The organism is Pseudomonas sp. TYF_14 (genome assembly GCF_043105275.1).
Lineage (GTDB): Bacteria > Pseudomonadota > Gammaproteobacteria > Pseudomonadales > Pseudomonadaceae > Aquipseudomonas > Aquipseudomonas alloputida.
In genome coordinates this window covers 104,353-127,956 of sequence record NZ_JBICLK010000009.1, presented here as the reverse complement: position 1 = coordinate 127,956, position 23,604 = coordinate 104,353, and the positions used below count along the sequence as shown (strand labels likewise).

At 62.3% G+C, this 23,604-nt stretch carries 23 protein-coding genes; 13 read left to right on the top strand and 10 right to left on the bottom strand.

Translation table 11 applies throughout. The annotated features are described in order from the left end of the window. Window positions 1–173 precede the first annotated feature (173 nt). From ACF8O8_RS03675 to yjiA, 3 genes are all read left to right on the top strand, one after another. Complete coding sequence (locus ACF8O8_RS03675) at window positions 174–2,240, top strand: carbon starvation CstA family protein (protein WP_004577217.1); 2,067 nt, start codon at window positions 174–176, stop codon at window positions 2,238–2,240. Window positions 2,241–2,257: 17 nt separating this feature from the next. Then, the gene (locus ACF8O8_RS03670; protein WP_003251633.1) at window positions 2,258–2,455 is read left to right on the top strand and encodes a YbdD/YjiX family protein; all 198 of its coding nucleotides are present in this window, start codon (window positions 2,258–2,260) and stop codon (window positions 2,453–2,455) included. A gap of 77 nt (window positions 2,456–2,532) precedes the next feature. Further along, a complete protein-coding gene (yjiA, locus tag ACF8O8_RS03665) occupies window positions 2,533–3,510 on the top strand; it encodes a GTPase (protein WP_049587087.1) in 978 nt (325 codons plus the stop codon). Here the strand turns inward: yjiA and ACF8O8_RS03660 are convergent. Next, window positions 3,470–4,957, bottom strand: coding sequence for a methylenetetrahydrofolate reductase C-terminal domain-containing protein (locus tag ACF8O8_RS03660; RefSeq protein WP_010955299.1), 1,488 nt, complete (start codon window positions 4,955–4,957; stop codon window positions 3,470–3,472). The genes yjiA and ACF8O8_RS03660 overlap by 41 nt on opposite strands. A gap of 227 nt (window positions 4,958–5,184) precedes the next feature. On the opposite strand from ACF8O8_RS03660, the gene ACF8O8_RS03655 reads away from it, so the two are divergent. Next, on the top strand, window positions 5,185–6,009 hold the full coding sequence (locus tag ACF8O8_RS03655; RefSeq protein WP_129932564.1) for a 5-methyltetrahydropteroyltriglutamate--homocysteine methyltransferase: 825 nt from the start codon (window positions 5,185–5,187) through the stop codon (window positions 6,007–6,009). Window positions 6,010–6,147: 138 nt separating this feature from the next. Here the strand turns inward: ACF8O8_RS03655 and ACF8O8_RS03650 are convergent, their stop codons facing one another. Then, window positions 6,148–7,326, bottom strand: coding sequence for an acetyl-CoA C-acetyltransferase (locus ACF8O8_RS03650; protein ID WP_392509259.1), 1,179 nt, complete (start codon window positions 7,324–7,326; stop codon window positions 6,148–6,150). A 301-nt stretch (window positions 7,327–7,627) separates the two neighbouring features. Between ACF8O8_RS03650 and fabV the strand changes: the two genes are divergently transcribed. Together fabV and ACF8O8_RS03640 are read left to right on the top strand one after the other, a co-directional pair. Continuing rightward, a complete protein-coding gene (fabV, locus tag ACF8O8_RS03645; protein WP_010955296.1) occupies window positions 7,628–8,839 on the top strand; it encodes an enoyl-ACP reductase FabV in 1,212 nt (403 codons plus the stop codon). 143 nt (window positions 8,840–8,982) lie between these two features. Next, window positions 8,983–9,891, top strand: coding sequence for an alpha/beta fold hydrolase (locus ACF8O8_RS03640; protein WP_392509258.1), 909 nt, complete (start codon window positions 8,983–8,985; stop codon window positions 9,889–9,891). A gap of 44 nt (window positions 9,892–9,935) precedes the next feature. Here the strand turns inward: ACF8O8_RS03640 and ACF8O8_RS03635 are convergent, their stop codons facing one another. From ACF8O8_RS03635 to ACF8O8_RS03620, 4 genes are read right to left on the bottom strand one after another with little or no spacing between them, the layout of a single operon-like run. Continuing rightward, complete coding sequence (locus tag ACF8O8_RS03635; RefSeq protein WP_014592347.1) at window positions 9,936–10,277, bottom strand: HopJ type III effector protein; 342 nt, start codon at window positions 10,275–10,277, stop codon at window positions 9,936–9,938. Then, the gene (locus ACF8O8_RS03630; protein ID WP_010955294.1) at window positions 10,270–10,566 is read right to left on the bottom strand and encodes a DUF1244 domain-containing protein; all 297 of its coding nucleotides are present in this window, start codon (window positions 10,564–10,566) and stop codon (window positions 10,270–10,272) included. Before ACF8O8_RS03630 ends, ACF8O8_RS03635 begins: the two co-directional genes overlap by 8 nt. A gap of 9 nt (window positions 10,567–10,575) precedes the next feature. Beyond that, entirely contained in the window at window positions 10,576–11,313 is a 738-nt protein-coding gene (folM, locus tag ACF8O8_RS03625; protein WP_392509257.1) for a dihydromonapterin reductase, read from the bottom strand. A 33-nt stretch (window positions 11,314–11,346) separates the two neighbouring features. Next, on the bottom strand, window positions 11,347–11,907 hold the full coding sequence (locus tag ACF8O8_RS03620) for an antibiotic biosynthesis monooxygenase (protein WP_010955292.1): 561 nt from the start codon (window positions 11,905–11,907) through the stop codon (window positions 11,347–11,349). Between the two features lie 219 nt (window positions 11,908–12,126). Between ACF8O8_RS03620 and ACF8O8_RS03615 the strand changes: the two genes are divergently transcribed. Beyond that, complete coding sequence (locus tag ACF8O8_RS03615) at window positions 12,127–13,062, top strand: MerR family transcriptional regulator (RefSeq protein ID WP_392509256.1); 936 nt, start codon at window positions 12,127–12,129, stop codon at window positions 13,060–13,062. Here ACF8O8_RS03615 and ACF8O8_RS03610 read toward each other — a convergent pair. Both ACF8O8_RS03610 and ACF8O8_RS03605 read right to left on the bottom strand, forming a co-directional pair. After that, window positions 13,047–13,664, bottom strand: coding sequence for a hypothetical protein (locus ACF8O8_RS03610; protein ID WP_049587077.1), 618 nt, complete (start codon window positions 13,662–13,664; stop codon window positions 13,047–13,049). The genes ACF8O8_RS03615 and ACF8O8_RS03610 overlap by 16 nt on opposite strands. Window positions 13,665–13,723: 59 nt before the next feature. Further along, on the bottom strand, window positions 13,724–14,152 hold the full coding sequence (locus ACF8O8_RS03605; RefSeq protein ID WP_010955290.1) for a PAS sensor domain-containing protein: 429 nt from the start codon (window positions 14,150–14,152) through the stop codon (window positions 13,724–13,726). Between the two features lie 115 nt (window positions 14,153–14,267). Between ACF8O8_RS03605 and ACF8O8_RS03600 the strand changes: the two genes are divergently transcribed. Beyond that, on the top strand, window positions 14,268–14,723 hold the full coding sequence (locus ACF8O8_RS03600; RefSeq protein ID WP_003251656.1) for a flavodoxin: 456 nt from the start codon (window positions 14,268–14,270) through the stop codon (window positions 14,721–14,723). Window positions 14,724–14,744: 21 nt separating this feature from the next. On the opposite strand, the gene ACF8O8_RS03595 is transcribed toward ACF8O8_RS03600, so the two are convergent. Next, the gene (locus tag ACF8O8_RS03595) at window positions 14,745–15,626 is read right to left on the bottom strand and encodes a LysR family transcriptional regulator (protein ID WP_392509255.1); all 882 of its coding nucleotides are present in this window, start codon (window positions 15,624–15,626) and stop codon (window positions 14,745–14,747) included. 97 nt (window positions 15,627–15,723) lie between these two features. On the opposite strand from ACF8O8_RS03595, the gene ACF8O8_RS03590 reads away from it, so the two are divergent. The 4 genes from ACF8O8_RS03590 to ACF8O8_RS03575 all read left to right on the top strand — a co-directional run bounded on the left by ACF8O8_RS03590 (window position 15,724) and on the right by ACF8O8_RS03575 (window position 21,426). After that, window positions 15,724–16,110: a CidA/LrgA family protein gene (locus tag ACF8O8_RS03590; RefSeq protein ID WP_010955288.1), complete on the top strand. Its 387-nt coding sequence runs from the start codon at window positions 15,724–15,726 to the stop codon at window positions 16,108–16,110. Continuing rightward, window positions 16,100–16,786 (top strand): LrgB family protein, encoded by a 687-nt coding sequence (locus ACF8O8_RS03585; protein WP_010955287.1) that lies wholly within the window; start codon window positions 16,100–16,102, stop codon window positions 16,784–16,786. Before ACF8O8_RS03590 ends, ACF8O8_RS03585 begins: the two co-directional genes overlap by 11 nt. Window positions 16,787–16,962: 176 nt before the next feature. Next, the gene (locus ACF8O8_RS03580) at window positions 16,963–17,868 is read left to right on the top strand and encodes an alpha/beta fold hydrolase (protein ID WP_049587072.1); all 906 of its coding nucleotides are present in this window, start codon (window positions 16,963–16,965) and stop codon (window positions 17,866–17,868) included. A 333-nt stretch (window positions 17,869–18,201) separates the two neighbouring features. Next, window positions 18,202–21,426, top strand: a complete 3,225-nt coding sequence (locus tag ACF8O8_RS03575) for a hypothetical protein (protein WP_049587069.1) — start codon at window positions 18,202–18,204, stop codon at window positions 21,424–21,426. Here the strand turns inward: ACF8O8_RS03575 and ACF8O8_RS03570 are convergent. Continuing rightward, window positions 21,357–22,190, bottom strand: coding sequence for an IclR family transcriptional regulator (locus ACF8O8_RS03570; RefSeq protein ID WP_010955284.1), 834 nt, complete (start codon window positions 22,188–22,190; stop codon window positions 21,357–21,359). The two genes, ACF8O8_RS03575 and ACF8O8_RS03570, sit on opposite strands and share 70 nt — an antisense overlap. A gap of 112 nt (window positions 22,191–22,302) precedes the next feature. Here ACF8O8_RS03570 and hmgA point away from each other — a divergent pair, with 112 nt between their 5' ends. After that, the gene (gene hmgA, locus ACF8O8_RS03565; protein ID WP_010955283.1) at window positions 22,303–23,604 is read left to right on the top strand and encodes a homogentisate 1,2-dioxygenase; all 1,302 of its coding nucleotides are present in this window, start codon (window positions 22,303–22,305) and stop codon (window positions 23,602–23,604) included.

Below are 23,604 nucleotides of genomic sequence, written 5' to 3'. Positions count from 1 at the left end.
TGGATCCTCGAATAGGTCATCAGGTGTCATCCTGACTATAGTTAGAGTTGCATGTGCATCAGGTACTGCAATCTGGCCGCAGAGGCTCTAGAACGAAGCAAGTGTGGCAATGCCGCTTGACTGGCCCTAGACTCGGTGGGCGGTCTTTCCAATCCACCAGCTGGAAGCTAACCATGAACAACAATAATAGCCTGCTACGCCATATTCCGTGGCTGGCGCTGGCAGTCATAGGCGCCTGCGCACTGGGTGTGGTTGCCCTGCGTCGCGGCGAGGCGATCAACGCCTTGTGGATCGTGGTCGCGGCAGTGGCCATCTACCTGGTCGCCTATCGTTACTACAGCCTGTTCATCGCCACCAAGGTGATGCAACTCGACCCGCGCCGTGCCACCCCGGCGGTGCTCAACAACGACGGCCTGGACTACGTCCCGACCAACAAACACATTCTTTTCGGTCACCACTTCGCTGCCATCGCCGGCGCAGGCCCCTTGGTCGGGCCGGTACTCGCCGCGCAAATGGGCTACCTGCCCGGCACGCTCTGGCTGATCGCCGGCGTGGTGCTGGCCGGTGCGGTGCAGGACTTCATGGTCCTGTTCCTGTCTACCCGCCGCAACGGGCGCTCGCTGGGCGACATGGTGCGCGAGGAAATGGGCAGAATCCCGGGCACCATCGCCCTGTTCGGCTGTTTCCTGATCATGATCATCATCCTCGCGGTGCTGGCGTTGATCGTGGTCAAGGCCCTGGCCGAAAGCCCATGGGGCATGTTCACGGTGATGGCGACCATCCCGATCGCGATGTTCATGGGCATCTACATGCGCTACATCCGTCCGGGCCGTATTGGCGAAATCTCGGTCGTTGGTGTGGTACTGCTGCTGGCCTCGATCTGGCTGGGCGGCGTGATCGCTGCGGACCCGGTGTGGGGCCCGGCGTTCACGTTCACCGGCGTGCAGATCACCTGGATGCTGGTGGGCTACGGTTTTGTCGCCGCCGTGCTGCCAGTGTGGCTGGTGCTGGCGCCGCGTGACTACCTGTCGACCTTCCTCAAGATCGGCACGATCCTTGGCCTGGCCATCGGTATCCTGATCATCGCACCTGAGCTGAAAATGCCGGCGCTGACCCAGTTCACCGACGGTACGGGCCCGGTGTGGAAGGGTACCCTGTTCCCGTTCCTGTTCATCACCATTGCCTGTGGTGCGGTGTCCGGCTTCCACGCGCTGATTTCCTCGGGGACCACCCCCAAGCTGCTGGATAACGAAACCAACGCCCGCTATATCGGCTACGGCGGCATGCTGATGGAATCGTTCGTCGCCATCATGGCCATGGTTGCGGCCTCGGTGATCGAACCGGGCGTGTACTTCGCCATGAACAGCCCGGCGGCAGTGGTCGGTACCGATGTCGCGTCGGTGGCGCAGACTGTCAGCAGTTGGGGCTTCCTGATTACACCCGAGCAGCTCGAAGCCGTTGCCCGTGACATCGGCGAGCACACCATCCTGGCCCGTGCCGGCGGTGCGCCAACCCTGGCGGTCGGTATCGCGCAGATCCTGCACCAGGTGTTGCCAGGTGAAAACACCATGGCCTTCTGGTACCACTTCGCGATCCTGTTCGAGGCGCTGTTCATTCTCACGGCGGTAGACGCTGGTACCCGTGCCGGGCGCTTCATGCTGCAGGACCTGCTGGGCAGCTTCGTGCCTGCGCTCAAACGCACCGAATCGTGGGGGGCAAACCTGCTTGCCACTGCTGGCTGCGTGGCGCTCTGGGGCTATCTGCTGTACCAGGGCGTCATCGACCCGCTGGGTGGCATCAACACCCTGTGGCCGCTGTTTGGTATCTCCAACCAGATGCTGGCCGGTATCGCCTTGATGCTCGGTACTGTGGTGCTGATCAAGATGAAGCGTCAGCGCTACATCTGGGTCACCCTGCTGCCGGCCGTATGGCTGCTGATCTGCACCACGGCTGCAGGCCTGATCAAGCTGTTCGACCCCAACCCGGCTGTCGGCTTCCTGGCCTTGGCCAAGAAGTACAGCACTGCGCTGGACGCCGGCCAGGTACTGGCCCCGGCCAAGGACATCGGGCAGATGCAGCACGTGATCTTCAACGCCTACACCAACGCGGGCCTGACGATCTTGTTCCTGCTGGTGGTCTTCAGCATCCTGTTCTTCGCCATCAAGGTCGGCTACGCCGCCTTGGGCCGCAAAGAACGCAGCGACAAGGAAACCCCGTTCCAGGCGTTGCCTGACGCGTAATCGAGAGGACTGCAATCATGTTCAACGACTTGGGTCGACTGGGCAAATACCTGGGGCAGGCAGCCCGCCTGATGGTCGGCATGCCCGACTACGACAACTATGTCGAACACATGCAGAAAACGCATCCGGACAAGCCGGTGATGAGCTACGAGGCATTCTTCCGCGAACGTCAGGAAGCACGTTACGGTGGCAAGTCCGGGCCCAAGTGCTGTTGAGCCTGCGGTACGTGTAAACCTGTGGGAGCCTGGGTAACCGGCTCCCACAGTCATTTTCAGATTCAGGAGTATTTTGCGTGCAGATGCCCATTCCCGTAACCGTCCTCACAGGCTTCCTCGGTGCCGGCAAGACCACCTTGCTCAAGTACATGCTCAAGGCCGAGCATGGCCTGAAGCTCGCCGTGATCGAAAACGAATTCAGCGAGGCCGGCATCGACAGCCAACTGCTGGGGGAACAGCCGGTGCAGGTCATGACCTTGGCCAACGGTTGTGTATGCTGCAGCATCCATGGCGACCTGACTCGCGCGCTGTACCTGCTGCTTGAACGCCTGGATGCCGGGGAAATCGCCTTCGATCGCCTGGTGATCGAATGCACCGGCCTGGCCGACCCGGCGCCGGTCGCGCAAACGTTCTTCATCGACGAAGAGCTGCGTGAGCGCTACATCCTCGACGGCATCATCACCCTCGTCGATGCCGCGCATGCCGAACTGCACCTGACCCAGACCATCGCTCAGGCGCAGGTCGGCTTTGCCGATCGTCTGCTGCTGAGCAAGACCGACCTGGTCGAGCCGGCTGCGGTTGAAGCCCTGCGCGAACGCCTGGCCCGCATCAATAGCAGGGCTGCGATCCGTGTGGTCGAACACGGCTGCATCGACCTGGCTGAGTTACTGGATGTGCGAGGTTTCAACCTCAACCCTGACCTTGGGGTGAACCTGAAACCGATGTTGCGACCGGTGCTCAAGCCTGCCACCCCGGACCGCATTTCCACGATGGTGCTGCGTACCGAAGCCCCGCTGGATATCGACCGCCTCAGCAGCTTCATGAACGAGCTGCTGGAAACCCACGGCAAACAGCTGCTGCGCTACAAGGGCGTGCTGAACATTGCCGGCGAGGAGCGCAAGCTGGTGTTTCAGGGCGTGCTCAAGCTTTATGGCTTCGACTGGGACGCCGAGTGGGCTGCAGGCGAAGCGCGCGAGAGCGTGATGGTGTTCATTGCCGATGAACTGCCCGAGGCTACGATTCGGGCTGGCTTCGAGGCAATGGCTGCGGGCTGAGCCGCTGCGGTGCCTGCCCTGCGAACCACTGCGGCCATGAGCTGCGGTGGCGGGTTTCGACCTCGATGCACGGGATCAGGCGCTCGGTCAGCACAGCGGTTTGCCGCACGGCTTTGGCGGTGCGGTACTTGACGCTGTGGATGCACTCGCGGTCGCCGAACTCGCAGCGGTTCAGGGCGGTTCCGCCGCAAGGGCCATTGGCCAGGCCTTTAGGGCAGGTTTCCGGGCAGATATACAAGGTGTCTTCCAGGCGGCAACGGCCGCAGGTGTCGCAACCCACCAGCGGGCGCTTCACACTGCGCTCCAGCGTGTGCAGCACGTGTGCGCCGACGCGTGTACCCCACAGAGGCTGGCGCACCGCCCAGCCGAAGGCCTTGCTCAGGCTGTTGCGCCGGCTGAACAGCAGTGCGTGCATGCCATGCATCAGGTGATAGCGGGCTTTTTCCTTGAATGAGGCATCGACCCGTGACTCGTCCAGGCGCCAGCCAGCCTGTGGCGGATGGAAGGTCACCGCCGGCAGGCCAGGCATCTGCCAGCTGGCGTGCCAGGCCGGTGCCCATTGCTCCAGGGACTGAACCTGGGTTTGCCAGTACTCGATACGGGTCTCCAGGGCCAGCAGCTGTTCGAGCGTGTGAACCCCTGACAGGTGCACACCGGCGTAGCCCATCAGCTTTGTACCGATAATCTGCAAGGCCAGGCGGTCAACACTGCGCGCCTGGGCAAAGGCCTTGGACTGCGCCGTCTCCGCTTCGAGCATGTCGCGCATGGATGGCGTGACAGTCACGCCGGCCACGTGGTCGAGCATCGTCGCGCGCCCGTGGGTGAGGCTCATGAGGCAGGCCAGCATGGGCTTGGGTGAGGCCTGACGGCGCATCCAGTGTATGGCTTCCTGATGCTTGGCGGCATCGAAGCCCAGCTGCAAGGTGAGGAAGTCAGCCCCCGCTGCCAGCTTTTTCTCGGCCTTGAAGTACTGGGCGCCGCCTTCTTCCTCGTGGTACTTGAACGGGTTCAGCGCCGCACCCAGCAGCCAGTGCGGGCAGGCCTGGCGGGCAACCTGCAGGGCGGCGACCGATTCCAGATAACGCACCGGGCGCTGGCCAGGTTCATGGCCGGGCAGGCGGTCGCCAGTCAGCAGTAACAGCTGGTCGAGGCCGGCGGCGTCCATGCGCTGCAATTGGGCGAGCAGGTGGTGGCGTTCGCGATCCTTGCCTGAAAAATGCGGCAGGGCAGGCACCGGGTTGCTGAACGAGGCGAGGGCGTCCAGCGGTGACATGTCCAGCGGGCTGCCGACACGATCACCGATGGCCACGGTCATGGGCCAGCCGCACAGGTGCGCACGGGCCAGGATCGCTTCCATGGCGGCAAAGCGTTCTGCGGAAGGCTTGGGGACGAACTCCATTACGCAGACGAAGTTCTGTTCGCGCAGGGCGGTTTTCAGCAGGCTCATATTGGCCGGGCACCTGGTGTGGTCAGGGTGGCATTGTGCGGCAGAAGGCGAGCCGGGTCATGTCCGGATGCGCAAGGTGGTGATCTGAATGAGACATGGGGCGCGAAGACCATGACAGCATGATCATGAAGATTTCTTCTGTTCATCTCAAATTTAATGAGTTTGTCTCAATACTCCGCCAGCCGGAGAATCCCCTCATTCATTCAAGCATGCTGAAGGGACAAGACATGGCACTGGCACATAACCTGGGCTTTCCACACATCGGCCGTGACCGCGAGCTGCGTGCCCGCCACTGGCAGGTGCAGAAAGACGCTGGCATCGAGCTGCTGCCGGTCGGCGACTTCGCCTGGGACAGCCACGTGCTTAGCGCAGGCGATCAGCCGTTCGTTCTGAACTGGGAACCACTGTTCGAAGAAGTGGAGCACGCCAAGGCTCTGGGTCATGCAGTGAAGCCGGTAGTGATCGGCCCTTTGACCTACCTGTGGCAGGGCCAGACCCTGGGCGGTGACTTCGACAAGCTGGAGCTGCTTGACCGCCTGCTGCCTGTGTATGACCAGCTCCTCAACCGCCTGGCCGCCCTGGGCGTTGAATGGGTGCAGATCGATGAACCCATCCTCGCCCAGGCGCTGCCCCAGGACTGGAAAAACGCCTATGAACGCGTCTACAACATCCTTCAACGCGCACCGTTGAAGAAGCTGATCGCCACGTACTTCGGTGGCCTGGAAGGCAACCTCGGCCTGGCCGCCAACCTGCCGGTTGATGGCCTGCACGTCGATCTGGTTCAGGCGCCCGAGCAGTACCAGACCATTCTCGATCGCCTGCCGGCCTACAAGGTACTGTCGCTGGGCCTGGTCGACGGTCGCAACGCCTCGCCTTGTGATTTGGGCAAGACCCTGGGGCTGCTGCACGAAGCCCATGAACGCCTGGGTGAGCGGCTGTGGTTGGCGCCGGCTTGTTCGTTGCTGGAGAGTCCAGTGGAACTGGCCGTGCAGAAGTGCCAGGAAGTGGCGGTGCTGGCCGCTTCGCTGGAGCAGGCCCGAGCCGCAGCTTGAACGGTTGCCGCCTGTGCCGGCCTCTTCGCGGGTGAACCCGCTCCTACGACGGCCTGCGCGCAATCACCGATGTGTGTCCGCCACCGATCAGCGTAGGAGCGGGTTTACCCGCGAAGAGGCCGGGCCTGCGTGAATCAATCAACGTTCGATGGCCAGCGCCACCCCTTGCCCACCACCAATGCACAAGGTCGCCAGGCCTTTTTTGGCATCCCGTTTGATCATCTCGTGCAACAGGGTCACCAGCACCCTGCACCCGGAAGCACCAATCGGGTGGCCCAGGGCAATCGCTCCTCCATTGACGTTAACCCGCGCGGCATCCCATGCCAGCGCATTGCCCACGGCCAGCGCCTGGGCGGCAAAGGCTTCGTTGGCTTCGATCAGGTCCAGTTCGGCCAGTTGCCAACCGGCCTTGTCCAGGCAACGCTGGGTCGCCGAAACCGGACCAATGCCCATGATCGCGGGGTCTACCCCGGCACTGGCGTAGGCGGCGATCTTCGCCAGCACCGGCAGGCCCAACGCCTCGGCCTTCGCTGCGCTCATCAAAAGCACGGCGGCGGCGCCATCGTTCAGGCTGGAGGCATTGCCTGCGGTGACGCTGCCGTCCTTCTTGAAGGCCGGGCGCAGTTTGGCCAGGGACTCGGCGGTGGTGTCCGGGCGTGGTTGCTCGTCACGGGCAAAAACCTTGGGCTCGCCCTTTTTCTGCGGCAGCACGATGGGGGTGATTTCAGCGTCGAAACGGCCAGCCTCGATCGCTGCCACTGCCTTGCGCTGCGATTCGGCAGCAAAGGCATCCTGCTGCTCACGGCTGAGGCCGTACTTGTCCACCAGGTTTTCGGCAGTGATGCCCATGTGGTAGTCATTGAAGGCATCCCACAGGCCGTCCGTGATCATGCTATCGATCAGTTGGCCATGGCCCATGCGCTGGCCGGTGCGGGCCGAGGGCATCACGTAGGGGGCAAGGCTCATGTTCTCCTGGCCACCGGCAATCACCACCTCGGCATCGCCACAGCGGATCGCCTGGGCGGCAAGGTGCAGGGCCTTGAGGCCCGAGCCGCAGACCTTGTTCAGGGTCAGGGCCGGTACGCTGAAGGGTAGGCCAGCCTTGATCGCTGCCTGGCGTGCCGGGTTCTGACCGGCACCGGCAGTGAGCACTTGGCCGAGGATGACTTCGTCGACCTGCGCCGGGTCCAGCCCGGTTTGTTTCAGCAGTTGCTTGATCACGGCGGCGCCGAGGTCAACCGCAGGCACTGTGGCCAAGGCGCCCTGGAAGCTGCCGATGGCGGTACGGGTTGCGGCGACGATCACCACGTCGTTCATGTTGTTGTTCTCCGTGCAATGGGCGTAGTGCCGCCAGCATCGGCGGGTTTGGCTTATTTGTTAAGTTTGTTTTTCTTTCGGATTGATGTGAAAAGCAAATCAATGGGTGCCCGGCGTTCTAACCCGCCAATCTGGATTTCAAGCAGCCATGTCCTTCCTGCACAGAAGAACTCTGGTTTTGCATCCCTCTGATCACCCCGTAATATGTGTCGGATAACCTGCGGGGGTAGTCTCACCCTCTGATCAATCGGAATCGCCCCAAGCGGCGCTTTCCTGGCATAAACCTGACGAGGTACAGACATTGGCCATCATTCATCCTAAGGTTCGCGGTTTCATCTGCACCACGACTCACCCGAAGGGCTGCGAGCTCAACGTCCGTGACCAGATCGAAGCCACCCGCAAGCTGGGCGTACGCGAGGATGGCCCGAAGAAGGTCCTGGTCATCGGTGCTTCCAGCGGCTACGGCCTGGCTGCCCGCATCACGGCGGCCTTCGGCTTCAAGGCCGACACCCTGGGCGTGTTCTTCGAAAAACCAGGCACCGAGACCAAGGCCGGCACTGCTGGCTGGTACAACGCTGCAGCCTTCGACAAGTTCGCCAAGGCCGAGGGCCTGTACAGCAAGTCGATCAACGGTGACGCCTTCTCCGACGAAGCTCGCGCCAAGGTCATCGAGCTGATCAAGAACGAAATGGGTGGCAAGGTCGACCTGGTCATCTACTCGCTGGCTTCGCCCGTGCGCAAGCTGCCGCAGACCGGTGAAGTGATTCGCTCGGCACTCAAGCCGATCGGCCAGCCATACAAGTCGACCGCCATCGACACCAACAAGGACACCATCATCGAGGCCAGCATCGAGCCGGCCACCGAGCAGGAAATTGCCGATACCGTCACCGTCATGGGTGGCCAGGACTGGCAGCTGTGGATCGATGCGCTGGCTGGCGCCAATGTACTGGCCGAAGGCGCTCGCACCGTGGCCTTCAGCTATATCGGCAGCGATATCACCTGGCCGATCTACTGGCACGGTGCACTGGGCCAGGCCAAGCAGGACCTGGACGAAACCGCCCTGCGTCTGAACCAGAAGCTGGCCGGTGAAGTGAAAGGCGGCGCCAATGTGGCGGTGCTCAAGTCGGTGGTTACCCAGGCCAGCTCGGCCATCCCGGTGATGCCACTGTACCTGTCGATGGTCTTCAAGATCATGCAGGAGAAAGGTGTTCACGAAGGCACTCAGGACCAGCTCGACCGCATGTACCGCGACCGTATGTACCGTACCGACGGTGCGCCGGCAGAGGTCGACGAGAAGGGGCGCCTGCGCCTGGACGACTGGGAACTGCGTGACGACGTGCAAAACGCCTGCAAGGCCCTGTGGCCACAGGTGACCACCGAGAACCTGTTCGAGCTGACTGACTACGCCGGTTACAAGAAGCAGTTCCTCAACCTGTTCGGCTTCGAGCGCGCTGACGTTGACTACGACAAAGACGTGGCCACCGATGTGAAGTTCGACTGCGTCGAGCTGTAATCGGGTAAGCCTGTACCGGCCTCTTCGCGGGCAAGCCCGCTCCCACAGGTTCTCCCCCTGTAGGAGCGGGTTCACCCGCGAAGAGGCCAGTACAGGCTACAAAATCTTTGCTAGTTTTGGCGCACAACAACAGGACATGCGCCATGAGTAGCCTCATCCAACCCGCTACCCCATTTCGCCACCCCGCGGCCGACGGATACAGCCTCGGCGGCTTCTGCTGGCGCCGCGCCCAACCTGATCCCCAGCGCCCGCTGGTGATCATCAACGCTGCCACTTCGGTACGCTGCCGCTATTACGCCCGCTTTGCCGACTACCTGTTCGCCCACGGCTGCGATGTGCTGACCTACGACTACCGTGGCATCGGCGAATCCCGGCCGGCTTCGCTGCGTGGTTTCCAGGCCTCCTGGAGCGACTGGGGCCGATTGGATTTCGAAGCCATGCTGGCGCACGCGGCAGCGCATTTTCCAGGTCAGCCGGTGGACGTGGTGGGGCACAGTTTCGGCGGTTGTGCAGTAGGCCTGGCACCATCGGCTGGCCAGATCCGTCGGGTCGTGATGGTTGGCGCGCAGTTCGCCTACTGGCGCGACTATGCGGCCAACCAGCGCTGGCAGCTGTTCGGCAAGTGGCATGTGGTCATGCCGCTGCTGACCCGGGTATTCGGCTATTTTCCCGGCAAGCGCCTGGGGTGGCTGGAAGACACGCCATCCGGCGTGGTGCACGACTGGACCACGCGTACCCCACGTTATGAGCACCGCCCCAGCGGGCGGGCGTTGGCGGCGCTACCTTTCGCCCAGGTGCGTGCGACGACGTTGGCCATCAGTCTGACTGACGATCCTTTCGGGACCGTGGCGGCGACCGAGCGTTTGTTGGGTTATCTACAGGGTGCCGAGCGAAAGCACCTGCGCATTGCACCTGTGGATATCTCGGCCGAGGAAATTGGCCATTTCGCGTTTTTCCATGACCGGTTTCGCGAAAGCCTGTGGCCGGTGGCCTTGCAGTGGTTGCGGCAGGGGAGGCTGGAAGGCGGGGGGCCTGGCACCATCATGGATTGAGGGTGGGCGCAGGATCGTGGGGCCGCAAAGCGGCCCCGGCAATCTCAAGCCTTGCGCGCAAGCGGCTGCGCAGCAAACTTCACGCCCGCCAGACCGTGTTTGATCAGTGCACGGATGTTGCCATGGTCGCTACCCTCAGGCGTGGCCAACACATCACGGTAGTGCTCGCCGAAGGCCAGCAGCGCTTCCTGGTCGCTCAGCCCTTCAAGCAAGGCCAGGCCCAGGGTTTTGCACGAACCTTCGTTCTGCCCTGCCGCATTCTCCACGCCGCCGTTGTTGAAGGCCTGCGGCTGGTAGCTGTAGTTGTCGGCAATGAACGCCAAGGTATCGGCAAATACATGTTGGCCGCTGGCCAGGCTTGCGCGCAGGGTATTCAGGTCAGTCACGAGGTTTTCCTTTTTCGAACGCCGCTTGTTGTTCGGCGCTGGCTTCTTTCTGGTATTGGGCTTTCCACTCGGCGTATGGCATGCCGTACACCGCTTCGCGGGCATCATCCAGGCTCAGGTCCAGCTGACGCTCGTCAGCGGCGGCCTTGTACCACTTGGACAGGCAGTTGCGGCAGAAACCGGACAGGTTCATCAGGTCGATGTTCTGTACATCGGTGCGCTTTTGCAGGTGTTCGACCAGGCGCCGGAACGCGGCGGCCTCGAGCTCGAGCTGTTGCTGTGGGGTCATGGTCTTCTCTCAAGTCATGCGGTTCTTCAGGTGGCGGCCACCGTTGATGACCACCTGGCTGCCGGTGCTGTACTGGCTGGCGAGCAGGTACTTGACGGTCTCGATCAGCGGGCCGGCGCCGGGTTCGAACTCCAGCAGGGCCTTTTTCAGGGTTTGCTGGCGGTAGGCGTCGTCACCCCCTTCCTTGAGGATCAGCAGCCCGGGCAGGATACCGTTCACACGCACCTTGGGCGCATATTTTTCGGCGAATGACAGCACCATGTTCTGCAGCGCGGCCTTGGTGGCGGCGTAGCCGATGTGGCTTTTACTGCCGCGCGAGGAGGTTTCGTCGCAGATGTGGATGATGTCGGCCTTTTCCACCCTGGCCAGCAGGTCGCCCAGGGCCAGGTTGAGGTGGTAGGGCGCTTCGACGTGCAGGCGGAACATGGTCTCGAGGTTGTCGAGGCCGTCGTCGAGCCATAGCGAGGCGTTGTGGATGATGGCGCGTAGTCCGTCATAACGATCGTGCAGGTGATCGATCAGCGCCTGGCGGTCGCCCGCCTGGCACAGGTCGGCCTGAAACTGCACGATGTTGGGGTGGGCTGCCTGCGGCTGGATGCTGCGGCTGGCACTGACCACCGTATGGCCGGCCTGTGCCAGTTCGAGGGCCAGGGCCAGCCCGACGCGCTGGCTGGCTCCGGTAACGAGAATGGGGCTGTTCATGTTCGGGGTGGTCAACTTGTCTGTCCTTTGGTTGCCACCCAGCATACCCGAACTGTTTCCCTGTTGTATGGCCTGGCCTCAGCGGCTGCGCAAGGCGCCGGCAGTGGCCGGGGAGGCATGCAGCCAACTGGCCAGCAGGCGGGTGGACAGCGGGATGAACAGGTACACCATCACCGGCGTCAGGGCCAGGGTGCTGAGCAGTACCCGAGGCACGAGGTCGAGTGCCGTCAACCAATGGCCGAACAGCAGGTTGAAGGCCAGCGAAACTGGGAAAAACGCCAGCCAGATGGCCACGGCCTGCTTCCAGCGTGGCGGTTTCTGCACCGTGTTGGTGCCGAACCAGTCGTCGATACCGCTTACGCGCGCCTCTTTGGGGCGTTCGAACAGGCCGTTGCCGCGTTGTAACCATGCGCGGCGAGAGGCGGAGTGCTCCCAGGCATGCAGCGTCGGCTCGTCGCTGAAGCGGAAGATGATCTGAAATTCGTCGCCATCCCGGGGCGGGGCAAGGATGCCCGAGCCGAGGTAGCCAGGGAAGTCGGTGGCCAGCTGTTCGCCTTCGTGCAGCCAGGCCAGCAGGTCCTGGTAGCGGCCATGGGCGGCGCGACGCGACACCATGAGGGTGACGGGTGGGGTAGACATTGTGTATCTCCTGGCAACGGGGCTGGCGGGTAGCTGGCCCTTTGGCTGTGTGGCCCGGGGTGGTGGGCAACGCAGTCGTGCATGCAAGAATCGGGCACGCATTATCGCGAAGTTGCGTTCCTCGGCAACTATCAGCTGGCAAACGGTGGGTCCAACAGACCGACACAGTCGTAGTAAGCTATGTGCACAGTTTTTACGCACTCAGGGTACTTCGTGCAGATGAACGAGCAGGGACGTAAACCGGTGATCGATGCGAGTTTCGAGCAGCAGGAGCTGTTTCCGATTCGTGAAGTGTCACGCTTGACCGGTGTCAACGCCGTGACCCTTCGCGCCTGGGAACGCCGTTATGGGCTGATACAGCCCATCCGTACCGACAGTGGTCACCGCCTGTATTCCCTGGCTGATATCGATGAAATCCGCCGTATCCTCGGGTGGCTGGAGCGCGGCGTGGCGGTCAGCAAGGTGAGCAGCATTCTCGCTCGCGACAATGCGCTCTCCGGGCAGGCTGGCGGCGCGGTGGACGCCTGCCTGCGCTGGCAAAACCAGATTCGCCTGGCGGTACAGCACTTCGATGTGGCGAGCCTGAATCGCCTCTATGACGAGGTGTTCGCGGCCAGCACCCTGGACCAGGTTTTCGCCGATGTGTTCATGCCGGTTTGGCATGACATGGTCGTTCGGCAAGGCGGCTATGGGCAGGCCAGCGAATGGCTGTTCTATGACCAGTTCCTGCGCGGTCGGGTTTTCGCCCGCTTGCAGCTGGCCCGTGTGCCGTGTAGCCGCACCGTGCTATTGGCGCCATTGCCGGGGCAGTGCCATGAGCTTGAGTTGCTGGTAACCAGCCTGATCCTGGGCAGCGACGAAACACGCGTGATCCCGCTGGCGAACGGGCAGCCGCTGCAGGAGCTTGCGCTGGTCTGCGAACGGCTGAAGCCGGACGCCCTGGTGCTGTTTTCCCATCAGTCGCCCACAGCAGAACTCGCCAGGCACTTCAAGCGCCTGGCGTCGATGCTGGAATGCCCGTTGTTACTGGCTGGTGAAGCAGCGGAAGCGGTACAGGACAGCCTGGTTGGCAGCCCTGTAGCCTGCCTGGGCGCGCAGGGCAGTGTGATGCGCCAGCGCTTGCGGCAGTTTCTGGCCCGTCAGCTCGATACTTGAGTGTGCAGTTCGGGGTGGGCGTGGCGGTGGGCCTGGAGGATGTAGTCGCGCAGGCGTTCGATTTCTTCGGCTGGGCTTTGGCCGAGGTCGTAGGCAGCCAGGTCCGTGCCGATGCGCCGGCCCAACACACCATGCAGTTCGATCGGGGTGATGCCGCCGGGGGCGAAGCGCAGCTCGAAGCGGGTAGGGGCTGTTGGCAAATCACGGACTTCCAGCAGCACGCCTTTGAAGGAAATCTCGCGCACCCACAGGCCACTTGCCTCGTCATGGGCATCGAGCAGTGCGCTCGGCTGGTCCAGCGACAAGCGCCATGGGCGCAGCATGGGGCCGTCTTCGTAGATTTCCGGTGAGCCCAGCTGCAGGTGCAGGGCGTGGAACTCGTCCTCTACCAGCTGCAGGGGAAAACTGATCTGCTGGTTGTTGAACTGGGCCTGCAAGGTCACCTGCTCATTAGCCACCAACCGGGTGAGCAAGCTTTGTATGCGGCGGTCGCCATTGACCAGCAGGCTCGACATGGTGTCAGCCAGGTTCAGTTGCGGCGAATGCTGCATGTTCTGTATGAAATCCAGCTCGTCCTGGGTCAGGAGCGCGTCTGCTTGCATGATCGAACTCGGTGGTGGCGATTTCTTCAACGGAATTGACCGTGCGTGGCGGACTTGGTTCAGGCGCGTTCGTCGGGTTTCGGACGAGCGCGCAGTTCTGCCAGCTCCCGTTCCAGTTCGACCTGGCGGCTGACGTCCTTCTGGATGCCGATGAAGTAGGTGCGCTGGTCGAAGTCGCTCTTCACCGGCGTGATCGACAGCTCGTTCCAGAAGGCGCTGCCGTCCTTGCGATAGTTGCGCAGCACTTCGCGGCATGGGCGGCCTTCGGCCATGGCCTTGCGGATGCGTGCGCGGCCAAGCTGGTCACGGTCGTCACCCTGCAGGAACCGGCAATCCTGGTAGAGAATCTCGTCACGGCTGTAGCCAGTGAGGTATTCGAAAGCGGCGTTCACGTAGATCAGGATGGTGTCGTCGCCTTCCTTTTCGGCAACCACGATGCCGTCATTGGACGCATCGACCATCGATTGCAGCAATTGCGCGTTGATCATGTCCGGGCCATTGGTAAAGAAAAACGGAAGATGGCGACGTGGGTAACGGCGGCCTTTTGCCAGCGTTGAATGCTAGTATCCTACGTTTTCACTCAGTTTCGGAATCCTCTACCCGATGAAAGTCGCCATTATTTCCGGCTCGGTCTATGGCACCGCCGAAGAAGTCGCCCGTCATGCTGAATCGCTGCTCAAGGCGGCGGGGTTCGAGGCCTGGCATGCTGCGCGTGCCACCCTTCAGGATCTTCAGGGCTTTGCCCCCGACGCCTTGCTGGCCGTGACCTCTACCACCGGCATGGGTGAGTTGCCGGACAACCTCATGCCGCTGTACAGCACCCTTCGTGACACACTGCCTGCGGCCTGGCGCGGCCTGCCTGGCGCGGTGATCGCCTTGGGCGACTCCAGCTACGGCGATACCTATTGCGGGGGTGGCGAGCAGATGCGTGAGCTGTTCGCCGAACTGGGCGTGCGCGAAGTGCAGCCAATGCTGCGCCTGGATGCGAGCGAGACGGTGACCCCGGAGGCGGATGCCGAGCCTTGGCTGGCTGAGTTGGCGAGCGCACTGAACGCCTGACCCGGCACCTGTGCAGGCGTGTTAGCCGTGGGGCTCGCGCAACAAGGCCAACCACGCCTGCGCCGCTCGTGACAGGTAGGCGCCACGCCGCCAGATAAACGCGATATCCCAACGCAAATCCTCCTGCGCATGCAACGGCACACGCACCACCCCGGGGCGCTCCAGCACTTTTGCCACCACCCGGGGCAGCATCACCACGCCCTGGCCCGCCGCCACCAGCGCCGCCAAAAAATCCGCCTGGCCGCTGCGCCCGCCTTCCTTGGGGGTGAAGCCCTGCTGCTGGCTCGCCTTCAGCAGCCGGTCGTTGAGCACGAAACTGCGCTGGTACAGCAGGAACGGTGTATCGGCCAGTTGCCCCAGGCCCACGGCGTCCAGGCCCGCCAGAGCATGGCCAGCCGGCAGCAAGGCATCCAGCGGTTCGTTGCAGAAGGGCTGGTAGTCGAATGCCTCGTCGGTGGGCGTCAAACAGCCGCCCAGTTCCAGTTCGCCACTTCTGACGGCCTGTTCGACGCTGCGGCTGCCGCCTTCGAGCAGCTGGATGGCGATGTTCGGATGGCGCCGCCGGTACTCGGCGAACAAGCCGGCGAACAGCGTGTCGCTGCCAAGCATCGGCAAGCCCAGGCGTAGTTCGCCACGCTCCATCTGGCTGAGATCGTCCAGCTCGTTGAGCAGCGCCTGGCGCTGGCGCAGCAGGGCTTCGCCACGCTCCAGCACGATGCGCCCGGCAGCGGTCAAGTGCAGGTGTGACGCCTGGCGCTCCAGCAGCGGCTGGCCCACATCTTGCTCAAGCTGGGCCACCTGCTTGCTCACGGCCGACTGGCTGATGTGCAGGGTCTGTGCCGCCTGGGTAAAACCGCCGCGGTGCACCACTTCGATGAAGCTGCGCAGTTGTTTGAATTCCATACTTCGGATTCCATTTTGGAATGGTGAGCAGTCTAACAATTCGCTTCTGGCCTAGGCAGCCAAATCTTAAAATGAGGGCCTGTCGAGGAACCCCGCCATGAAACCTGCATTATTGAAAAAAGCCCTGCGCCTGCTTGTCGAGCTGGCGGTTCTCTGTGCGCTGTTCCTGCTTGGTGGCCAGATTGCCAGTTGGCTGGGCTGGCCGATCCCCGGTGGTGTGATGGGCCTGGCACTGCTGTTGATACTGTTCGCTTCGGGTGTGCTCAAACCGGCCATGCTGCAATTGGGGGCCGGCTGGCTGATGGCTGAGATGCTGCTGTTCTTCATCCCGGCGCTGATGAGCCTGCTCGACTATGGCGCATTGATCCGTGAAGAGGGCTGGCGCATCTTGCTGGTGATCGCCGTGAGCACGCTGATAGTGATGATAGTGACCGCCATGACCGTTGAGATGGTGTGCCGCTGGAGGCTGCGTCGTGAGCCTTGAACCCATGCCGCTGTTCTGGTTGGCCTTGACCTTGCTGGCTTACCTGGGCAGCCGTTGGTTGTATCGGCGTAGCCAGCGCTACCTGCTGTCGCCGTTGATCCTGGTGCCGGTGTTGCTGCTGGCTGTGGCCGTGCCGCTGCATACGGCCTATGCCGAGTATGCGCGCAACACCCACTGGTTGATGGGCGTGCTCGGCCCGGTGACTGTCGCCTTCGCGGTGCCGATCTGGCAGCAGCGGGCCATGCTGGCGCGTCATTGGCCGGCCCTGATGGTGGGCATGGTCGCCGGCAGCAGTGCCTCGATCGCCAGCTCCTGGGGGCTGGCGCACCTGTTGGCGCTGGACAGCGCAACCAGCCTGTCGCTGGTGCCGCGTTCGATCACCACGCCATTTGCCATGCCCCTGGCCCATGACCTAGGTGGAGTGCCAGAACTGACCGCGGTGTTCGTGATGTTCACCGGCGTGCTCGGTGCCATGTTCGGCGGTGTGCTGTTGCGTTGGTTGCCGCTGCGTACGCCGTTGGCACGGGGGGCGCTGTTCGGTGTTGGCGCGCATGGTGCCGGGGTCAGCCGGGCGCAGGAAGTGGGCCGTGAGGAAGGCTCGGTGGCCGGCCTGGTGATGGTCCTGACCGGGCTGCTTAACCTGTTCGCGGCGCCTTTGTTGGCCTTGCTGCTCTGACCGTTCGTGCCACTGACTCGCTCAGTCATCAAGCTGGCTGGCAACGCAAGTTCCAGCCAATGGGCTGCTGGCTAGACTTTGCCTCGACATAGAGAGCACATGTAAGTGCCGAGGTGACATGCAATGACCGCAGCCTTGCCCTATTCCGCCAATACCACTACACCGGGACCCATCTGATGCCTATGGCCGAGATTCCATTGTGCGTCTGGCGTACCCGGGCACAGAGTTTCATGTTCCGGGGCCAGAGCATCCGCTACTGGACCGCAGGGCAAGGAGAGCCTCTGCTTCTGTTACACGGTTTCCCCACCGCCAGTTGGGACTGGCACTACCTGTGGGGCCCTCTGAGCCAACGTTTCCGGGTGATCGCTTGCGACATGCTCGGCTTTGGTGATTCGGACAAGCCCGTCGATCACACTTACAGCCTGATGGAGCAGGCAGACCTGCAGCAGGCATTGCTTGTCCATCTGCAGGTCGCGCAGCCCGTGCACCTGCTGGCCCACGACTACGGCGGCAGCGTGGCTCAGGAACTGCTGGCGCGACACCATGAGCAGCGTGCCGACATCGCCAGTTGCGTGTTTCTCAACAGCGGGCTGTTCCCCGAAAGCTGCCGCATGCTACTGATCCAGAAGCTGCTGCTCAGCCGCTTTGGCTGGCTGGTCGGGCGCTCGTTCGGGCGTGACGACCTGGTGCGTAATGTGATGCAGGTGTACGGCCCCTGCACCCATCCCAGTGAAAGCGCGCTGGATGATTTCTGGAGCCTGATCGCTGCCAACCGGGGCACGCGCATCCTGCACAAGCTGGTGGGCTACATGCCGGAGCGCAGGTTGCACCGCGAACGCTGGGTCGGGGCGATGCAACGTAAAGGCGTGCCGCTGCGCTTGATCAATGGCGTGGTCGACCCGCTTTCCGGCGCGCACATGCTTGAGCGCTACCGGCAACTGGTGCCGGAGCCGGACACCGTGCAGTTACTGGGCATTGGCCATTACCCGCATACTGAGGCGCCGGTGCAGGTGCTGCGCCACTACCTGGCCTTTCGTGAGCAGCCGCTGAGCTTCTACCCGCCGAAAGTGGCGTGGTCATGACGAGGCTTCGGCGTCGGCCACCTGGCAGCCAGGGTGCATGTTCAGACGCCAAAAAAAAGGCCGCTGCAAGCCGCAGCGGCCAATCGAGACGTCAGATCAAGGAGCTTCAAAATCTACGTCGGTGAACCTGGCAGGCTTGAAAGGCGGGGGGGAGAGCCCTTCAAGCCGGCCAGTGAGTCAAGAATAAGCGCTTGATCCGTCAGGAAAAATAGCTTCTGTCGACATTCACCGTTACGTATCAGGCAACAGTGCCAAGTGCTGGGTAAGCTTCCCTGCGCTATTGCCTTTATCATCCGTTCACTCTGCTGCTTCGGTAATTTTGGAGCACAGTTCATGTCTTTCGATTTCAATTTTGGCACCCCCAATCTCGGTGAGGGGTGCCCAGATCCACGCTCTGTGAAAGAACAGGTGAAGGCCATGATGGCTCACGCCCAGGAGCTGCAACAACTGATGGCTACGGTTGCGCAACTGGGCAGCCTGATACCGGAGGCGCATCGACAACAGTTCACCGAGCAGAAGCGTTTACCGTTGGCGGTTGTCGAGTCGCTTGTGCCGCAAAGGCAGGCGGTGCTTGGCCAGTGGTGGGAGCAACAGTCCAGATTAAGTTTGAAACCACTTACTTTGGCGTCCCGTTTGATCCAGCTGATGTTTGCCGAAACGCGCCTCAAGGCCCTTACGTTCAAGGCCTGGGAAGCCGGTATCGAGGCCCTCGAACAGGACGGGGACGCAAACAAGCATGAGGTGTACCTGGTTGCCGGAGATTTGCGTTTTCGTTTGCCGGGTGTCGTCGCCAGCCGTCATGACCTCGAACAGAACCCGGACGCACCTGCGGATTTTCTGATCTACAGCCTGGCCAGCGGTTGCTGGTTCGACACTGAACGCGCGCGCGCAGCCCGTGAACTCGCCCCTGCCTTTGCTGAAGGCAGCCCGTTGCGTTGGCTGTTGTCTTCGCAAGAGCGGGCGGCGTTGTCTACGGAGAGTTTGACACTCGATTTCGTGCCGCTGCAGGTGCCACTTCACAGGTATTTCATCCGTGATCTGCAGGCTATCCAGCTTGAAGCCACCCGGCGCAGCCTGCGGGTCAAGGTCGATGACGCCCGGCGTCTGGCCCAGCTCGACAGTGCGGCTCGGCTTGAGCCTCTGGTGGCTACGCTGCAGAAACGTGCGACGCGGCATGTGCGAGCGTACCGCACCAGCCTGCTGCCCGAATGGCGGCGGTTCATGCAGGGCGAGGAACTGCAAGCCTATCGACAGCTGGAAGATGACCTGCAGGTGAAGGAGAAGCGTTGCACCGAGCGTCTGGCGCAATGGCGCGACCTGCGCAGCTTCGCCAAGAAACAGGTCCAGCAAGCCCTTGGCCTGGATATCGACCCCGAGCAGGTACGACTGCGTGTCAGTCACGTCGATGACCCTGAACAGGCGATGAAACACACCCTGCTCGATTGGGCGCTGAGTGGTGGCTACAGCGGGGGCCAGCTCAAGGTCGAAGTCCTGGGTGAGCGGCACCGTTCCTTGTTGGGGAGTACCTCTATCCAGAGCGTGATCGAAAAACTGGATTTGCGCGTGAACTACGTCAAGCAGATCCGTACGCTCTATGACGACACTTTGACCATGGCCGCACTGTGTGAGGTGCTTGATGCACGGCTGGCGCTGGCCAATCAGGCCGCTCGTCATCAGGGTTTTCACCCGGCGGCGTTCGATCTGTTGCACCACGCACGCCTGGGGAAAATGCAGGCCAATGTCATCAGCGCCGGTCTGGTTTGCCTCAATGGTGCGCAAACGCCCTTGAAGGATCTGCTGTGCCTGGTGCAGGACGATCAGTACCTGCTCTATGCCCCTGGGGCGCCGGGAGGCGATTTTCATCTTTTCGACTCACTCGAAAAAATGGCGCTCGAAATCGGTAGCTGGACCTTGTGGCCGGTAGGCAGTGAATACCTGCTGGGGCAATGCTCGCGGGCCCAGCATGATTCGCTCAAGCGCCATTTGCGCAAGGTCGAGCTGCTACCCACTGACTGGTCCATGCACAGCGTGACGCTCGCGCCGATCAAGTCGCAGCAGTGGCCGGATGTGCTCAAAGCTCTGGCCAAGCGCAAGATCCTTGCCCTGATCGAGGATCAACAGGCCACCACGCCAAGCTGGTTCATCAAGGCCAGTCGTACCGAGCAGCAGGCACTGGTTGATATCGACCAACTGCTCAAGCTGGCGCAGGCCAGGTATCAGTCGCTGATGAAGGTGCCGAGCTTTCGCACCTTCGCCCATCGACAGGTGACGGAAAAGATCAATTCATACCCGGGCAATCGCGGCGGCCCAATCAACCCGGATCAGGTATTGATAACGCTGGAAGAGGATGCCATTCGCACACTGACACAGACTGTCATCAAAGGTTATCCCACGTATTACAATTTCTCCGACTTTGCCCGCATCACCTCGGCTATCGGCCAGGATATCTCGCACCTGAGCCCGGCGCTGCTAGGGAGCTACATTCGTGCTGCCGACCTGGGCAACAAGTACATCGAAGAAGTGAAAGCGCAGTTACTCGACCGCTCTAGGCCGGAATATGAAAGGCTCAGGCAGTGTTATCGCACGCTCTTTGCTTTGAAGATCAGGCGTGCCGTGCTCAGCGAGAAACTTCAGGGAAGCTTGTCGGGCCGCCATGCGCAGTGGCTGGAGTCGGTGAGCGACAGCTTTTCGGGGACCTTGATCGACGCGGCGTGCAACCTTTATCCGTTGTGGATGGACGATTGCCCCGTTCAAGGTGCCTACCTGCTGAAGCATGCTCGTGACCGCGAGCTTGAGCCCTTGGTCTATCTGCCAGAAATCGAGCAAGGCCCCACGCTGCGGACCCTCAGCGAGCTGGCAAGGACTTGGCGTGAGCACGACTTGGCAGGTTATTGCCAAGACCGCGTGCCGTTATCGAGCCAGTCGCGCTTGAACGCATTGATCGAAGAGCAACTGCGCGCCGGCGATGGCATTGGGGTGGTGCTGGATGCCGTCGCCCGAGGCAGGGGCGTGCGGCCGCCGATAGGGGAGACCGGGCGTATCGGGGATCCTGTCCAGGACCTGGAGAAACGTATCAGGCGGATGATCAACGAAGCCGCTGAAGACAGCGCCGACGCTGCCGAGCGTATTTCGTCCGTGGTGGTGGAGTGGGGGATCGTACTGGCCGGCATCCTCACCGTGCCGTTTCCGCCGGCGGCCATGGCCGTCGGGCTGTTCTGTGCGGCCAGGTCCTTCATCACCGGGGCCATCGCGTGGAGCGATGGCGACCGTTCCGCCGCCTTGCTGTCGTTCGCGGCGGGGGTTGCAGGAACGGTGGCTTCCACGGGGGTCTTGGTGCGGCTGTTCGGTGCCGCACAGAAATACATCACCGTGCTTTCCCGGGCAGAGGTGTCGCAGCCCACGGCATTCTCGCGTGTGATCGGGCGGCTATGCGATGACTACGGGGATCTGGTGAGTGAGGTGGCGCCCGCCCTTTATGACGGCTTCTCTCAGGAACTGCTCTGGCTCGTCGAGGAGGAAACGCTAGACGTCGAAGCGCAGTGTGGGTTGCCCGCGTAACCCATGCGCCAGCTCACGGTTCGTGCGGCCGTGAGCAGGCTCTGCGCCGCCGGCCCATGTTCATCGGCATGGAAGATCGACGTCGGCCCGACCACGGTCATCACCGCGGCGATCTGCCCCATGGCGTTGAATACCGGCGCCGACAGCGCATCCACCCCCGGCATCAGCAGGCCATGCACATGGTGCAGGCCCTTTTCGCGGATGCCGGCCAGCAGTGTGTGATAGTCACTGGCGGTTTGTTGCAAAGCGGCCAGTTCCCTGTCGCGCAGCTCCTGGGTTTCTCGCTCGGGCAGGTAGGCGGCGAATACCAGCCCGGTGGACGAACTGAGCAACGGCAGCACCGAACCGATCTGGGTCACCACGGTGACCGCGCGCACGGCAGGTTCGATGCTTACCACCGTGGCCCCCTGGTTGCCCCACACGGCGATGAAGCAGCTTTCGTTGAGCTCATCTCGCAACTGCGACAACGGCATCGCCGCCACCTTCAGCACATCGATGCTGCCCAGCGCCGCCAGCCCCACCCGCAATGCCTCGCGCCCCAGCCCGTAATGGTTGGTGGCCGCATCCTGTTCGGCAAAACCACTGGCAATCAGCGCCTGCAGGTAGCGATGCACTTTGCTCGCAGGCATCTGCACGTGCTCGGCCAGGCGTGATAGTGACGTCGAGGGTGAGAGTTCTGCGAGGGCCTTGAGGATGTCGGTGCCGACTTCCGCCGAGCGGACCTTCTGCTTGCCGGTGTCGGTGGGGGAGCTGGCTTTGGCCATGGGAGGGGAGGTTCCGGATTTATCGTGTCGCCTTTATAGCTTGACGCCTTGAGCGGAGCAAATTACGTTATTCGTAATCTGATTACGATAAAAACAAAATCCGGAGGCATCGATGAACCGCGACACGTCGCCCGACCTTCACTACCTGAGTGGCTTCGGCAACGAATTCGCCAGCGAAGCATTGCCCGGGGCGCTGCCTGTTGGGCAGAACTCCCCGCAGAAGGCCCCGTATGGCCTGTATGCCGAGCTGCTGTCGGGCACGGCGTTCACCATGGCCCGCAGCGAGCTGCGCCGTACCTGGCTGTACCGCATTCGCCCTTCTGCCTTGCACCCACGCTTCGAGCGCCTGGCGCGCCAGCCGCTCGGCGGGCCACTGGGTGGCATCAACCCCAACCGCCTGCGCTGGAGCCCGCAGCCGATTCCTGCTGAACCGACCGATTTCATCGAAGGTTGGCTGCCCATGGCTGCCAACGCCGGAGCGGAAAAACCGGCTGGCGTGAGCATCTACATCTACCGCGCCAACCGGTCCATGGAACGGGTGTTCTTCAACGCAGACGGTGAGCTGCTACTGGTGCCGGAACAGGGCCGCCTGCGTATCGCCACCGAGCTGGGCGTGATGGAGGTCGAACCGTTGGAAATTGCGGTGATCCCACGTGGCATGAAGTTCCGCGTCGAACTGCTCGACGGCCAGGCCCGTGGCTACATCGCGGAAAACCACGGTGCGCCGCTGCGTCTGCCGGACCTGGGCCCGATCGGCAGCAACGGCCTGGCCAACCCCCGCGACTTCCTCACGCCTGTGGCCCACTACGAAGAAGCCGAAGGCCCGGTGCAACTGGTACAGAAGTTCCTGGGTGAGCACTGGGCCTGCGAGCTGCAGCACTCGCCACTGGACGTTGTGGCCTGGCATGGCAGCAACGTGCCGTACAAGTATGACCTGCGCCGCTTCAACACCATCGGCACGGTCAGCTTCGACCACCCGGACCCCTCGATCTTCACCGTGCTCACCTCGCCAACCAGCGTGCATGGCATGGCCAACATGGACTTCGTGATTTTCCCGCCACGCTGGATGGTGGCCGAGAACACCTTCCGTCCGCCATGGTTCCACCGCAACCTGATGAACGAGTTCATGGGCCTGATCAATGGCGCCTACGACGCCAAGGCCGAGGGCTTCCTGCCGGGTGGTGCCTCGTTGCACGGGGTGATGAGTGCCCATGGCCCCGACGCCGAAACCTGTGAAAAGGCCATTGCCGCTGACCTGGCGCCACACAAGATCGACAACACCATGGCCTTCATGTTCGAGACCAGCCAAGTGTTGCGCCCGAGCCTGCAAGCCCTTGAATGCCCGCAATTGCAGGCCGACTACGATAGTTGCTGGGCGACTTTGCCGAGCACCTTCAACCCGAACCGGAGATAA